General features: G+C 71.5%; 14 protein-coding genes and 1 rRNA gene. 12 read left to right on the top strand and 3 right to left on the bottom strand.

The features are described from left to right. A 5S ribosomal RNA gene (gene rrf, locus ACIBJB_RS23445) occupies positions 1-105 on the top strand; the annotation flags it as partial. A 29-nt stretch (positions 106-134) separates the two neighbouring features. Here rrf and ACIBJB_RS23440 read toward each other — a convergent pair. Further along, positions 135-1,118 (bottom strand): hypothetical protein, encoded by a 984-nt coding sequence (locus ACIBJB_RS23440; RefSeq protein ID WP_398933053.1) that lies wholly within the window; start codon positions 1,116-1,118, stop codon positions 135-137. A 258-nt stretch (positions 1,119-1,376) separates the two neighbouring features. Between ACIBJB_RS23440 and ACIBJB_RS23435 the strand changes: the two genes are divergently transcribed. Further along, the gene (locus tag ACIBJB_RS23435; RefSeq protein WP_398933049.1) at positions 1,377-2,159 is read left to right on the top strand and encodes a hypothetical protein; all 783 of its coding nucleotides are present in this window, start codon (positions 1,377-1,379) and stop codon (positions 2,157-2,159) included. A gap of 54 nt (positions 2,160-2,213) precedes the next feature. Here the strand turns inward: ACIBJB_RS23435 and ACIBJB_RS23430 are convergent, their stop codons facing one another. After that, positions 2,214-3,506: a DUF1015 domain-containing protein gene (locus tag ACIBJB_RS23430; protein WP_398933037.1), complete on the bottom strand. Its 1,293-nt coding sequence runs from the start codon at positions 3,504-3,506 to the stop codon at positions 2,214-2,216. A gap of 72 nt (positions 3,507-3,578) precedes the next feature. Here ACIBJB_RS23430 and ACIBJB_RS23425 point away from each other — a divergent pair, with 72 nt between their 5' ends. The 4 genes from ACIBJB_RS23425 to ACIBJB_RS23410 all read left to right on the top strand — a co-directional run bounded on the left by ACIBJB_RS23425 (position 3,579) and on the right by ACIBJB_RS23410 (position 7,641). After that, positions 3,579-4,607 carry an HAD hydrolase-like protein gene (locus ACIBJB_RS23425; RefSeq protein ID WP_398933036.1) on the top strand — a complete coding sequence of 343 codons (1,029 nt, stop codon included), beginning with the start codon at positions 3,579-3,581 and terminating at the stop codon, positions 4,605-4,607. A 90-nt stretch (positions 4,608-4,697) separates the two neighbouring features. Continuing rightward, on the top strand, positions 4,698-5,741 hold the full coding sequence (locus ACIBJB_RS23420) for a FecCD family ABC transporter permease (RefSeq protein ID WP_398933035.1): 1,044 nt from the start codon (positions 4,698-4,700) through the stop codon (positions 5,739-5,741). Further along, positions 5,738-6,775: a FecCD family ABC transporter permease gene (locus ACIBJB_RS23415; protein WP_398933034.1), complete on the top strand. Its 1,038-nt coding sequence runs from the start codon at positions 5,738-5,740 to the stop codon at positions 6,773-6,775. The genes ACIBJB_RS23420 and ACIBJB_RS23415 overlap by 4 nt, the downstream gene beginning before the upstream one ends. Then, a complete protein-coding gene (locus tag ACIBJB_RS23410) occupies positions 6,772-7,641 on the top strand; it encodes an ABC transporter ATP-binding protein (protein WP_398933033.1) in 870 nt (289 codons plus the stop codon). The genes ACIBJB_RS23415 and ACIBJB_RS23410 overlap by 4 nt, the downstream gene beginning before the upstream one ends. Here ACIBJB_RS23410 and ACIBJB_RS23405 read toward each other — a convergent pair. Further along, positions 7,625-7,972 (bottom strand): SCP2 sterol-binding domain-containing protein, encoded by a 348-nt coding sequence (locus ACIBJB_RS23405; RefSeq protein ID WP_266379689.1) that lies wholly within the window; start codon positions 7,970-7,972, stop codon positions 7,625-7,627. The genes ACIBJB_RS23410 and ACIBJB_RS23405 overlap by 17 nt on opposite strands. 42 nt (positions 7,973-8,014) lie before the next feature. Between ACIBJB_RS23405 and ACIBJB_RS23400 the strand changes: the two genes are divergently transcribed. The 6 genes from ACIBJB_RS23400 to ACIBJB_RS23375 all read left to right on the top strand — a co-directional run bounded on the left by ACIBJB_RS23400 (position 8,015) and on the right by ACIBJB_RS23375 (position 14,089). After that, positions 8,015-8,317 (top strand): hypothetical protein, encoded by a 303-nt coding sequence (locus tag ACIBJB_RS23400; protein WP_280856690.1) that lies wholly within the window; start codon positions 8,015-8,017, stop codon positions 8,315-8,317. Between the two features lie 7 nt (positions 8,318-8,324). Then, on the top strand, positions 8,325-9,140 hold the full coding sequence (locus ACIBJB_RS23395; RefSeq protein ID WP_398933032.1) for a TlyA family RNA methyltransferase: 816 nt from the start codon (positions 8,325-8,327) through the stop codon (positions 9,138-9,140). Next, the gene (locus ACIBJB_RS23390; protein ID WP_057614516.1) at positions 9,137-10,042 is read left to right on the top strand and encodes an NAD kinase; all 906 of its coding nucleotides are present in this window, start codon (positions 9,137-9,139) and stop codon (positions 10,040-10,042) included. Before ACIBJB_RS23395 ends, ACIBJB_RS23390 begins: the two co-directional genes overlap by 4 nt. 187 nt (positions 10,043-10,229) lie before the next feature. After that, positions 10,230-11,948, top strand: coding sequence for a DNA repair protein RecN (gene recN / locus ACIBJB_RS23385; RefSeq protein ID WP_398933048.1), 1,719 nt, complete (start codon positions 10,230-10,232; stop codon positions 11,946-11,948). Positions 11,949-11,977: 29 nt separating this feature from the next. Beyond that, positions 11,978-12,775: a hypothetical protein gene (locus ACIBJB_RS23380; protein WP_398933031.1), complete on the top strand. Its 798-nt coding sequence runs from the start codon at positions 11,978-11,980 to the stop codon at positions 12,773-12,775. A gap of 177 nt (positions 12,776-12,952) precedes the next feature. Further along, on the top strand, positions 12,953-14,089 hold the full coding sequence (locus tag ACIBJB_RS23375; RefSeq protein WP_398933030.1) for a glycosyltransferase family 4 protein: 1,137 nt from the start codon (positions 12,953-12,955) through the stop codon (positions 14,087-14,089). Positions 14,090-14,100: the final 11 nt, after the last annotated feature.

The following is a 14,100-nucleotide window of genomic DNA, read 5'->3' as shown; positions in this document are numbered from 1 at the left end:
AGCGTGAGGGAAACGCCCGGTTACATTCCGAACCCGGAAGCTAAGCCTTACAGCGCCGATGGTACTGCAGGGGGGACCCTGTGGGAGAGTAGGACGCCGCCGAACAATATTTGGAGGACCCCTGGTCCCAGCGTTCAGCTGGGACCAGGGGTCCTTTTGTTTTTAGAATGCTTGCTGTACCGAAGACAGGAGTCACCATGTCCACCAACTCTCCCGACGACCGACCGGAGCGCGACCAGCGGCGACGGGACAGTGGTGAGCGTGGCGGTTTCCGCCGCGACGACAACCGCGGTGCCGGCGACCGTGGCGGCAATGAGCGCGGCGGTAATCGCGGTGGCGGCTACGGCCGCCGTGACGACCGACGGAGCGATGACCGCGGTGATCGTGGTGGTTTCCGCCGTGACGACAGCCGTGGTGGGGACAACCGTGGTGGCGGCTATGGCCGGCGTGACGACCGTGACCGTGGGCCTCGTGGGGACGATCGTGGGCCTCGCCCTGCGTTCCGTCGTGACGACCGGCCGACCGGTCCCCGCCGTGACGATCGCGATCGCGACCGTGGGTTCCGACGCGATGGTGATCGGCCTGCCTTCCGCCGTGACGACCGAGGCGACCGGGGTGAGCGTGTAGAGCGCCGCGACAACGACCGTGGCGGCTTCCGCCGCGATGACCGCGGTGATCGCGGTGGTTTCCGCCGTGACGACAACCGCGGTGGCGACAACCGCGGTGGCGGTTACGCCCGGCGTGACGACCGTGACCGTGGGCCTCGTGGGGACGATCGTGGGCCTCGCCCTGCGTTCCGTCGTGACGACCGGCCGACTGGTCCCCGCCGTGACGATCGCGACCGTGGGTTCCGACGCGATGGCGACCGGCCTGCCTTCCGCCGTGACGACCGAGGCGACCGCGGCGACCGCGGCGACCGGGGTGAGCGTGTAGAGCGCCGCGACAACGACCGTGGCGGCTTCCGCCGCGATGACCGCGGTGATCGCGGTGGTTTCCGCCGTGACGACAACCGCGGCAGCTACGAGCGCCGCGACGATCGGCGGGATGACCGCCGTGACGACCGCCGGAGCGATGACCGCGGTGATCGTGGCGGCTTCCGCCGCGACAACGACCGGCATGACGACAACCGGCGTGACGACAGCCGAGGCGACCGGGGTGGCTTCCGGCGTGACGACAGCCGGGACGACCGTGGTGGCTTCCGCCGGGACAGCGATCGGCGTGACGATCGTGGCGGGCGCGGTGGGCCGCGTAGGGACGACCGGGGTGGGCGGCCCGGCGGGTTCCGTGGGCGGGACGACCGGCGAGGTAGCGACGACCGGCGTGGCGGCGGGCGTTTCCGCGACGAGCGGGAGCGCGATCGTGAGCCGATCAAGCGGCTGCCGATCCCCGAGGACGTCACGGGCGACGAGATCGACAAGGACGTACGGCAGGAGCTGCAGAGCCTGCCGAAGGGGCTCGCGGAGGATGTCGCCAAGAACCTGGTGATGGTCGCCCGGCTCATCGACGAAGACCCCGAGGGTGCCTACGGCTACTCCAAGGTGGCCCTGCGGCTGGCGTCGCGTGTCGCCGCCGTACGAGAGGCGGCCGGGTTCGCGGCGTACGCCACCCAGAAGTACAGCGAGGCGCTCGCCGAGTTCCGGGCCGCGCGGCGGATGACCGGGAGCGTGGAGCTGTGGCCGGTCATGGCCGACTGCGAGCGTGGGCTCGGGCGGCCGGAGAAGGCGCTGGACATGGCCGGGGCGCCCGAGGTGCACAAGCTCGACAAGGCCGGACAGGTGGAGATGCGGCTCGTCGTCGCCGGTGCCCGGCGTGACATGGGGCAGCTGGACGCGGCCATCGTGACGCTGCAGAGTCCCGAGCTGGCCTCCAACTCGGTGCAGCCGTGGACTGCGCGGCTGCGCTACGCGTATGCCGACGCGCTGCTCGCGGCCGGTCGGGAGAGCGAGGCGCGGGAGTGGTTCGCCAAGGCCGTGGAGTCCGACAAGGACGGCAGCACGGACGCCTCCGACCGGCTCGCCGAGCTGGACGGGGTCGAGTTCGTCGACGCCTTCGCGGACGACGAGGATGACGCGGACGAGCCTGGCGGCGAGGCTGCCGAGAAGGTCGCAGAAGAGGTCGAGGACGGCGAGGGCGTTGAGGACGGCGACCTCAAGGACTGACATGTGTTGACGGTGACAAAGGGGCGGGATCCCGGGATCCCGCCCCTTTGCGCGTTACACGTCCAGTGCGCGCAGGACCAGCCCCGACGCCGGCTTCGGACCGAACGACGTCGACTTTCGGGGCATCGTGACGCCCTGGCGGGCGAGGTCGCGTACGACCTCCTCGCGGACCGGGTGCATCAGGACGGCTGTTCCGCCGTCGCGTTCCGCCTTCTCGACCGTGGCGGCCGTGTCGTGGATGTAGGCGATGCGGGTGGGGTCGTCCTCGGGGATGTGCCAGACGTGGGCCAGGAGCGTGGCGTGCAGGACCGTGGCGTCCAGGGTGCGCCAGGCGATGGGACGGTCCGTGGGGACTGTGCGGGACAGGAGGTCCGGGTCGGGGCGGTCCACCAGGTGGAAGGCGCCGTCTCCGGCGAGGAGGAAGGCGTTGCCCGCGCAGGCCGAGTCGGCGAGGGCGTCCAGGGCCTCGGAGAGGGGCACGTCGAGGTGCTGTACCCGGAAGAGGCCGTCGAGGAGCGCCAGGGACCGGGCCACCGGGACGCCGTGCAGCAGGCGGTGGATGGCTCGGACGCGGAGAGGGTAGCGGGCCGTGTCCACGAGGAGGACCAGGCCGTGGTCCCAGGGGCTGGGGGAGGGGTGCTCCGCGCGCAGGCGGCGGTAGGTCGCCCAGCGGTGGTGGCCGTCGGCGATCAGGGCCTGGTGCCGGGTCAGGTCGGACCGGATGCGGGCCACTTCGGCGGGGTCGGTGATCGACCACAGGCGGTGGCTGTAGCCGTCCTCGGTGGTGGTGGCCAGGAGCGGGGGCTGCCCGGCCATGCGTTCGATCGCCGTCGTCGTGACGGACTCCGAGCCGTTGCCGCGGTAGGTGAGGAGCAGGGGCTCCAGATTCGCCGAGGTGGCGCGCATGAGGGCCGCGCGGTCGGCGACGACATGCGGCATGACGTCCTCGTGCGGCAGGACCACGCCCTCCGACGGCTCCGACAGGCGCAGGGTGCCGATGATCCCGCGCTGGAGCAGGCCGGCTCCGTCCTGCTGTTCGTAGACGTACAGGCCGGGCTCGGGGTCGGCGGTCAGGATGCCCTCGGAGAGCCAGCCGCGCAGGGTGCGGGCCGCCTGCTCGTTGCGTTCGGCCGGGGTCGTCGCCTGCGGGAGGATCAGCCGGACGATGTTGTACGGGTCGTTGGACTGGAGCTGGTGCAGGCCGTCGGGGCGGACCACGACGTCGTACGGCGGTGATGTCACGGCGGCCAGGCTGCCGACCCGGTCGGGGTCGTAGCGCAGGCCTCGGAACGGGGTGAGTTCCAGGCCTCGGCGCGCCGTTGCTTCCGGGTGACCTGCTGTGTTCATCCCGGCATCGTACGGGTGTCAGTGGCATGGGGGATGATCGGGGGAAAGCCGTCGAACGAGGAGCGATGCGGAATGAGCCAGGGCGTGAGGACGAGGCCCGAGGGCAGTGGGCAGGCCCTGAGCGAGGCGTACGACACCGCACTGCTCGACCTCGACGGGGTGGTGTACGCGGGCGGGAACGCGATCGCGCACGCCGTCGACTCGCTCGCCACCGCGCGCGAGGGGGGTATGCACCTCGCCTACGTCACCAACAACGCGCTGCGTACGCCCGACACCGTAGCGGAGCACCTCACCGAGTTGGGGATACCGACGGGCGCCGATGACGTCATCACCTCCGCCCAGGCGGTCGCGCGGCTGATCAGCGAGCAGGTGCCGGCCGGTGCGCGGGTACTCGTGATCGGTGGCGAGGGGCTGCGGGTCGCGCTGCGCGAGCGGGGTCTTGAGCCCGTGGAGTCGGCGGACGACGATCCGGCGGCGGTCGTGCAGGGCTTCGGTGGGCCGGACCTGCCCTGGGGGCGGTTCGCGGAGGCCAGTTATGCCGTTGCGCGCGGGGTGCCCTGGTTCGCCTCCAACACCGACCTGACGATTCCGAGCGGGCGCGGGATCGCACCGGGCAACGGAGCCGCGGTGGAGGTCGTACGGATAGCGACCGGTGCCGAGCCGCAGGTCGCGGGCAAGCCGTTGCCTCCCATGCACCGCGAGACGATCCTGCGGACCGGTGCGAAGCGGCCGTTGGTGGTCGGGGACCGGCTGGACACCGACATCGAGGGTGCGTTCAACGGCGAGGTGGACTCGCTGCTCGTGCTCACCGGCGTCACCGACGGCGCCCAACTGCTCGCCGCGCCGCCGCAGCACCGGCCGACCTATGTGGACGCCGATCTGCGGGGGATGCTCACCGGACAGCCCGAGGTCACCGAGGCGGGAGAAGGCTTCCGGTGCGGTGGCTGGACTGCGAGGGCCGGCGAGGAGCGACTGGAACTCGACGGTGACGGCGAGGCCCTGGACGGGCTGCGGGCGCTGTGCGCGGCGGCCTGGACGGCGGCCGGAGACGGTGTGTGCGAGCTGGACGGGGGGAAGGCACTCGCCAGGCTGGGGTTGTGAGTCGTAGGGGCGGGCAGGCGTTCCTGTGGGTCCGGGGACGTTCGGACCTCGGGATCGTGGCTGGTTGGCAGGGTAGGCTAACCTAACTGCGTGTTGGTCGACAGTCCTCCCGAACAGCGCGCGGAGACCGCCCCCGCGCCCCCAACCCGCCGGGCGATACGCGTCCTTGGGCTCCTCGTGTCCGTCGTGCTCCTGGTGCTCGTCGCGACGGCGAGCATCGCGGTCGGGGCGAAAGGGCTGTCCGTGGCGCAGGTCTGGCACGGCCTGTTCCAGGACACGGGTACCTATGGCGACGTCGTGGTGGCCGACCGGCTGTCGCGGACCGTCCTCGGCCTGCTGGCCGGTGCCGCGCTCGGTCTGTCCGGGGCGGTACTGCAGGCGCTCACCCGTAATCCGCTGGCCGATCCCGGGCTGCTCGGCATCAACGCGGGCGCGTCCGCCGCGGTCGTCACCGCGATCACCTTCTTCGGTGTCACCTCGCTCAGCGGCTATGTCTGGTTCGCCTTTCTGGGTGCGGCCGCGGTGGGCGCCCTGGTCTGGTTCCTCGGCGGCAGCCGGGGTGCCACTCCGGTACGGCTCGCGCTGGCCGGTACGGCGATCAGCGCGGCGTTGTACGGCTATCTCCAGGCCGTGATGATCACCGATGACCAGGCGCTCAACAAGATGCGGTTCTGGACGGTCGGTTCGCTGTCCTCGGCGAGCAACTCGACCATCCTCCAGGTGCTGCCGTTCCTCGCGGCCGGCTCGCTCCTCGCCCTCGCGCTGGCGCGGCCGCTCAACGCGATGGAGATGGGCGACGACACGGCCAAGGCCCTCGGTGCCAACCTCAACCGCACCCGGGCGCTGGCCATGCTCTCCGCGACCGTGCTGTGCGGGGCCGCGACCGCCGCCTGCGGGCCGATCGTGTTCGTCGGTCTGATGGTGCCGCACATCGTGCGCTCCTTCACCGGCCCCGATCTGCGCTGGATCCTGCCGTACGCGACCGTCCTGTCGCCCGTGCTGCTGCTGGGCTCCGACGTCGTCGGGCGCCTCGTCGCGCGGCCCGCGGAGCTCCAGGTCGGCATCGTCACCGCGCTCATCGGCGGGCCGGTCTTCATCTTTCTCGTACGACGGCGGAGGACGGCCCAGCTGTGAGGACCAACCGTGCCATCAGGACCCCCGGCGGGCTTTCCCTCCGGCTGGACGTCCGGGCCACCGTCGTCGTCGGCCTGATACTCCTTGCCGCGCTCACCGCGAGCGTCGTGCTCATCGGCACCGGCGACTTCCCGATCCCCGCCGGGGACGTGCTGAAGACGCTGCTCGGGAACGGCAACGCCGGGCAGGAGTTCATCATCAACGAGCTGCGGCTGCCGAGAGTCCTCGTCGGGCTCCTGGTCGGCGCCTCGCTCGGGCTCGGGGGCGCGCTGTTCCAGGCCATCTCCCGCAATCCGCTGGGCAGTCCGGACGTGCTCGGGCTCAGCCAGGGGGCGACGGCCGGGGCGCTCACGATGATCGTGCTGTTCTCCGGGAGCGCGGCCCAGGTCACCCTGGGCGCGCTCGTGGGTGGACTCGTGACCGGGTTCGCCATCTATCTGCTCGCCTGGAAGCAGGGCGTGCACGGATACCGGCTGGTCCTGGTCGGCATCGGTGTCTCCGCGATCGTCACGGCGGTCAACGGCTATCTGCTGACCAGGTCCACCCTCACCGAGGCCGCCCAAGCGGTCGTCTGGATGACCGGCTCGCTCAGCGGCCGGGACTGGACGCAGGTCTGGCCACTGCTGTGGCTGTGCGCCGTCCTCGTCCCGCTCGTCCTGGCCAACGCGCGGGGCCTCAGGATGATGGAGATGGGCGACGACGTGTCGAACGCCCTCGGGGTGCGTGTCGAACGCGTACGGCTGCTGCTGTTGGTCGCCGCCGTCCTGCTCACCGCCGCCGCCACCGCGGCCGCCGGACCGGTCAGCTTCGTCGCGCTCACCGCTCCGCAGCTGGCCCGCCGCCTCACCCGCTCGCCCGGCCCCAACCTGCTGCCGTCCCTGTGCATGGGCGCCACCCTCCTGGTCACCGCCGACTGGGTCTCGCAGAAGGTCTTCGGCGCGGACCAGCTGCCCGTCGGCGTGGTCACCGGAGTCCTCGGCGGCGTGTACCTGCTGTGGCTCCTGGTCACCGAGCGCAGGGCGGGCCGGATATGACCGCCGAGACCGTCCTCACCAGCGGACTGAACAACCCAGGGAGCACCGTGAACCGCCTGTCCGCCGACACCGTCACCCTCGCCTACGACCAGCGGGTCATCGCCGAGCAGTTGTCGGTGGAGATACCCGACAACTCCTTCACGGTGATCGTCGGCCCCAACGCGTGCGGCAAGTCCACGCTCCTGCGGGCCCTCTCGCGGATGCTCAAGCCCAGCCAGGGCAAGGTGCTGCTCGACGGGCAGGTCATCCAGTCGATGCCGGCGAAGAAGGTCGCCCGCACCCTGGGTCTGCTCCCGCAGTCGTCGATCGCGCCGGACGGGATCACCGTCGCCGACCTGGTCGGCCGCGGCCGCTATCCCCACCAGGGCATCCTGCGCCAGTGGTCCACCGAGGACGAGCGGGTCGTCCAGGAGTCCATGCGGCAGACCGGGGTCGCGGAACTCGCCGAGCGGTACGTCGACGAACTGTCCGGCGGCCAGCGGCAGCGGGTGTGGATCGCGATGGCGCTCGCCCAGCAGACCCCACTGCTGCTCCTCGACGAGCCGACGACCTACCTCGACATCCAGCACCAGATCGATGTCCTCGATCTGTGCGCCGAGCTGCACGAGGAGCAGGGCCGCACGCTGGTGGCCGTCCTGCACGACCTCAACCACGCCGCCCGGTACGCCACGCATCTCATCGCGCTGAAGAGCGGGAAGATCATCGCCGAGGGGCGCCCGAACGACATCGTCACGGCCGAGCTGGTCGAGGAGGTCTTCGGGCTGCGCTGCCAGGTGATCGACGACCCGGAGACGGGGACGCCGCTGGTGGTGCCGGCAGCGCGCAAGGCACGCGCGCGCGTGGAGGCCGCTACAGAAGCTTCCTGAGCTGGAACAGATCCCTGAGGCCCGCCTCCAGCTTCACCCGGCCCGAGCCCCAGGCCTTGGCGAAGTTCAGCTCGCCGTTCACCAGGGCCACCAGGTCGTCACCGGACATGGTGAGCCTGATCTGGGCCTTCTCCTTCGGAGGGCCCTGCAGGGTGTCGTGCACCACGATCCGGCCGCCGGTCATCCGGCCGACGAAGGTGACGTCGAGATCGGTGATACGGCAGCTCACCGAGCGGTCCATGGACGCCGCCGTGGCGGCATCCCCCTCGGCGTTCCGCATGTTGTCGGAGAGCTTTTCGAGTGCGGCACGGCACTCCTCGATCGTGGCCATCGCGCTCGACGGTACCCCAGCCGTTCGGGGTAGCGTCTGGGCATGAGCGACGCAGTTCCAGAGCCTTCACAAGAGGGCCCGGTCGAACCCGGGTACGACCCGGCTGCCCCCGCCCCTCTGAACGTCCCTCGCACCCCCACCGGCAACGCCGAGGTGGACGCTCAGCTGGAGCGGCTGGGCGACGCCGACCACCTCGCCACGGACGGACACATCGAGGTGTACGAGGATGTACACCGGGGGCTGCGCGACGCGCTCACCGCGCTCGACGCCCGCCCGGGACCTCCGGCGCCCTCACCGTCGTATGACCAGAGGGCACCCTCACCCTCGTATGGCACTAGGAGCTGAACCGAACGTGGCAGGAGTCGCACGCCGCCGTCTGGACGCGGAGCTGGTCCGCCGGAAGCTGGCGCGCTCGCGCGAGCATGCCGGCCAGCTGATCGCGGCCGGGCGGGTCACCGTCGGCAAGACCATCGCGACCAAGTCCGCCACCCAGGTGGAGACCGCGGCCGCGATCGTGGTGCAGAGCGACGACAGCGACCCCGGCTACGTGTCCCGGGGCGGGCACAAGCTCGCGGGCGCCCTTCAGGCGTTCGTGCCGCGGGGGCTCGTCGTCGAGGGGCGGCGGGCGCTGGACGCCGGGGCCTCCACCGGCGGTTTCACCGATGTGCTGCTGCGGGAGGGGGCGTCACACGTGGTCGCCGTCGACGTCGGCTACGGACAACTCGCGTGGTCTCTTCGGAGCGATGAACGCGTCACCGTCAAGGACCGTACGAACGTACGCGAGTTGACGCTCGAAGCGATCGATGGGGAACCAGTGGATCTTGTCGTGGGGGATCTGTCCTTCATCCCGCTCGGACTGGTACTGCCCGCCCTGGTGCGGTGCGTGAAACCGGACGCCGATCTGGTGATGATGGTGAAGCCGCAGTTCGAGGTGGGTAAGGAGCGGCTGGGCAGTGGGGGAGTCGTACGCAGCACGCAGCTGCGCGCCGAGGCCGTGCGCGGTGTCGCCGCGAAGGCGGCGGAACTCGGGCTCGGGGTGAACGGGGTCACGGCCAGTCCGTTGCCCGGACCCTCCGGAAATGTCGAATACTTTCTGTGGCTGCGTGCCGGGGCGCCCGCCCTGGACCCGGCCGATGTCGACCGTGCAGTTGCGGAGGGGCCGCGTTGAGCCAGAACCGAGCTCGTACTGTTTTTCTGCTCGCCCACACCGGGCGGCCCGCGGCCATTCGCAGTGCCGAGCTGGTCGTCAAGGGGCTGATGCAGTCGGAGATCGGCGTGCGCGTCCTGGAGTACGAGGCGGCCGACCTGCCGCTGCCGCCCGAGGTGGAACTCGTCAAGGAAGCGACACCGCAGTGCCTCGAAGGGTGCGAGCTGCTCATCGTGCTCGGCGGCGACGGGACGCTGCTGCGCGGCGCCGAGTTCGCCCGGGCATCCGGGGTGCCGATGCTGGGCGTCAACCTGGGCAGTGTCGGCTTCCTCGCGGAGGCCGAGCGGGACGATCTCGACAAGGTCGTCGACCGGGTGGTGACCAAGGCGTACGAGGTCGAGGAGCGGATGACCGTCGATGTCGTCGTTCACCGCAACGGGGACATCGTTCATACGGACTGGGCGCTGAACGAGGCGGCCGTGCAGAAGGCCGGCGCGGAGAAACTGCTCGAAGTCGTGCTCGAGATCGACGGGCGGCCGGTGACGGGCTTCGGGTGTGACGGGATCGTGCTGTCCACGCCCACCGGGTCCACGGCCTATGCGTTCTCCGCGGGTGGGCCGGTGGTGTGGCCCGAGGTGGAGGCGCTGCTGATGGTGCCGATCTCCGCGCATGCGCTGTTCGCGAAGCCGCTGGTGACCTCGCCGAACTCGGTGCTGGCGGTGGAGTTGCTGCCGCATATTCCGCCGGGTGTGCTGTGGTGCGACGGGCGGCGGACCTTCGAGTTGCCGCCCGGGGCGCGGGTGGAGGTGCGGCGGGGGGCTGTGCCGGTGCGGTTGGCTCGGCTGCATCACGCTTCGTTCACGGATCGGCTCGTGGCGAAGTTCGCGTTGCCGGTTTCCGGGTGGCGGGGGGCGCCGCATTAGCGCTGCGTAGGGGGTGGCTCGGGAGAGTTGTGCGACTCACCGCCGTCTGTGGCTGATCGCGCCCACGCGGCGGAGCCGCAAATCGATACAGCCCCGCGCCCCTGCAGGGCGCTTCCCTCCCCTGGGTGACAGGGTGCCTCGCACAGAGACACCCGGACCTCGTAAGGTCTTCATCGTGCTGGAAGAGATGCGGATACGGTCGCTCGGAGTCATCGATGACGCCGTCGTCGAGTTGTCGCCCGGGTTCACCGCTGTCACCGGTGAGACCGGTGCGGGCAAGACCATGGTGGTCACCAGCCTGGGGCTGCTGCTCGGTGGGCGGGCTGACGCGGCGCTCGTGCGGATCGGGGCCGAGAAGGCGGTGGTGGAGGGGCGGATCACGGTGTCCGCCGGCGACTCCGTCGTCGTACGGGCCGAGGAGGCCGGGGCGGAGCTCGACGACGGGGCGCTGTTGATCAGCCGTACCGTTTCCGCCGAAGGGCGGTCCCGGGCGCACCTGGGTGGGCGGTCCGTGCCGGTGGGCGTGCTCGCCGAACTCGCCGACGAGCTGGTCGCCGTGCACGGGCAGACCGATCAGCAGGGGCTGCTCAAGCTGACCCGGCAGCGGCAGGCACTCGACCGGTACGCGGGTGATGCCGTCGCCGTGCCGCTGGCCAAGTACACCGAGGCCTACCGGCGGCTGCGGGCCGTCTCCGTCGAACTGGACGAGATCGTCACGCGCGCGCGTGAGCGGGCCCAGGAAGCCGACATGCTGCGCTACGGGCTCGACGAGATCGCCGGCGTGGACCCTCGGGCAGGGGAGGACGTCGAGCTGGCCGAGGAGGCCGAGCGACTCGGGCACGCCGAGGCTCTGTCGTCGGCCGCCACGGCCGCCCACGCCGCCCTCGCCGGGAACCCCGAGGACCCCGAGGGCATCGATGCCGCGACGCTCGTGGCGGGCGCTCAGCGGGCTCTGGAAGCCGTACGGTCGCACGATCCGGCTCTGGCGGCGCTCGCCGACCGGATCGGGGAGATCGGGATCCTGCTGGGCGATGTGGCCGGGGAGCTGGCGGGGTACGCCGACGACCTGGACGCCGATCCGCTGCGGCTGTCGGCCGTCGAGGAGCGGCGGGCGGCCCTCACCGCGCTGACGCGGAAGTACGGCGAGGACGTCGCCACCGTGCTCACCTGGGCCGAGCAGAGTGCCGCGAGGCTCACCGAACTGGACGGCGACGACGAGCGGATCGACGAGCTGACCGCCGAGCGGGACGCGCTCAGGACCGAACTGGGCGGCCTGGCGCAGGCGCTGACGGACGCGCGTACGGAGGCCGCGGAGAGGTTTGCCGCCGCGGTGACCGCAGAGCTGGCCTCGCTGGCGATGCCCCACGCGCGCGTGTCCTTCGCCATCCGGCAGACCGAGGACCCGGAGGGTGTCGAGGTCGGCGGGCGCGCGGTCGCCTACGGGCCGGCCGGTGCCGACGAGGTCGAGCTGCTGCTCGCCCCGCATCCGGGTGCGCCGGCGCGGCCCATCGCCAAGGGCGCGTCCGGTGGTGAGCTCTCGCGCGTGATGCTGGCCGTCGAGGTCGTGTTCGCGGGGACGGACCCCGTGCCGACCTATCTCTTCGACGAGGTCGACGCCGGGGTCGGCGGCAAGGCCGCGGTCGAGATCGGGCGGCGGCTCGCGCGCCTCGCGAGGACCGCGCAGGTCGTGGTCGTGACCCATCTGCCTCAGGTCGCCGCCTTCGCCGACCGGCAGTTGCTGGTCGAGAAGACGAACGACGGGTCCGTCACCCGGTCCGGTGTGAAGGTCCTGGAGGGCGAGGAACGGGTCCGGGAGCTGTCCCGGATGCTCGCCGGACAGGAGGACTCGGAGACGGCCCGCGCGCATGCGGAGGAGTTGCTGGCCACGGCTCGGGCGGACGCGTGAGGGGTGCGTCCCTGGGAATCACCGCTGCGATGACGCGCGTCGGCATGACCGCTCTTCGGGCGGTGGCGCCGGGTGGGCGGGAGCGGTGGGAGCGGACGAACTACGCAGGGCGGACGGTCGAGTTGTACGCCGGGCCCGCGAGCGCCCTGGCGGTGGCCCTGGGGGCGGGACGGGTACGGCCCGCCGCGGGAATGGCCGTTGCCGTCGCCGGGCTCTGTGGGGCGTACGACGACCTCGCCGGCGATCATCGGCGGGGGTTCCGGGCGCATCTCGCCGCGCTGCGTCAGGGTGAAGTGACCAGCGGAGCCGTCAAGTTGTTCGGGATATCGGCGGCCGGGCTACTCGCGGGGGCGCTGATGAAGGAGCGCGTCGTCGACAAGGTACTGGCCGGAGTAGTGATCGCCGGGGCCGCGCATTTCGTCAACCTCGTGGATGTACGGCCCGGTCGGGCGGCCGGTGTCGTGGTGGCGCTGGGGGCGCCGGGGATGGTGCGGTCGGAGTTGGCCGCGGTGGCGGTGGGCGCGGCGGGGGCCGTATTGCCGGACGACCTTGGTGAGCGCGTGATGATCGGGGATGTGGGGGCACATGCGTGGGGCGCGGCTCTGGGGGCCGCGGTGGTCGAGGGCAACGGACGGCTGGGGTTGGTTGCGCATGCGGCCGCGGTTGTTGCTGCCGCTGTACGTGGGGCCGCGGTAAGTCGTGTGTCGGCTGCGGGCCGGTGGGGGGTTCTCGCGCCCCGCGGCGGAGCCGCAGATCGATACAGCCCCGCGCCCCTCAGGTCGGACACCTTCAGGTCGGAACAGGCTTACCGTCACTCTTGTGAGTGACCTCGACTCGCCGCACACGCCGTTCCCCCGTTCTCCCCATTCACGGAACACCCGTACGTCCTGGCATCCTTGGCAGAGAACCCATCACGCGTAGGAAGCGCGCGGTACACCCCTCCGCTCGACACCTTCTGTACGTTTCCTCGTGACCGTCCGACCCGAACCAGGAGCCCCGGCCACGTGACCCCCGTGAGCAGCCACTCACCGCACGGCCAGTCGCCGCTGCGCACCGTGCAGGTGCTGGGCGGAGGCAATGCCGGCAGCAGCGCGCATGTGCGCTCCCTGACCTCGGGGCTTGTCGCGCGGGGCGTGCGGGTCACGGTGTGCGCCCCCGCCGAGGCCGATCGGGCCTACGACTTCTCCGGGGCCGGTGCCGAGCATGTGCACGTGCCCCGCAGCAGCGACCCCACCTCCGTGGCCGTGCTGCGGGCGGCATGCGCGGACGCCGATCTCGTGCACGCGCACGGGCTGCACGCCTCGTTCCGCGCGGTGTTGGCGCTCAGCGGGCGGCGCACTCCGCTCGTCGTCACCTGGCACGACCGGGCGTACGCGGAGGGCGCGCGGGCTCATTTCGTGCGCCTTCTCGAACGCCGGGTGGTGAAGGCCGCCTCCGTCGTGCTCGGATCCACCTCGGCGCTCGTGGACCGGGCGCGCAGGACCGGTGCCCGGGACGCGCGACTCGCCGCCGTCGCCCTGCCCGGGCCGCGCGCAGTCGCCGAGCAGGAGGACCCGGACCGGCTGCGGCCCAAGGTGCGGGCCGAACTCGGGGCCACCGGGCGTCCGTTGCTGATGGCGGTCGGCTCCCTGGACCGGTATCGGGGCTACGAGACCCTGCTGGACGCCACACGCGCCTGGCGCCTTCTCGACCCCGTGCCGCTGGTCGTCATCGCGGGGGAGGGGCCGCTGCGGGCGGTCCTGCAGGGCCGTATCGAGGACGAGGGGCTGCCCGTTCGGCTGATCGGGCGGCGCGACGACATCTCCGAACTGCTCGCTGCCGCCGATCTCGCACTCCTGCCCAGCCGCTGGGAGGCGCGCTCGCTCCTGGCCCAGGAGGCCTTCCACGCGCGCGTGCCGCTCGTCGCGACCGAGGTCGGCGGCATCCCCGAACTCGTCGGCGACGCGGCCGAACTCGTCCCGTACGGCGATCCGGAGGCCCTCGCCGAGGCCGTCGTACGGCTGCTCGGGGATCCCGAGCGCCGGGAGCTGCTGAAGGAGCGGGGGGCGCGGCAGGCGGCGACCTGGCCGACCGAGGACGAGACGGTCGCGCAAGTGCTGAGCGTCTACGACGAGTTGACCCAGCCCCGGCCGCTCATCTGAAAGCCCCGAAC

The organism is Streptomyces sp. NPDC050759 (assembly GCF_044456945.1).
GTDB lineage: Bacteria > Actinomycetota > Actinomycetes > Streptomycetales > Streptomycetaceae > Streptomyces.
This window is presented reverse-complemented; position numbering and strand designations above follow the sequence as displayed.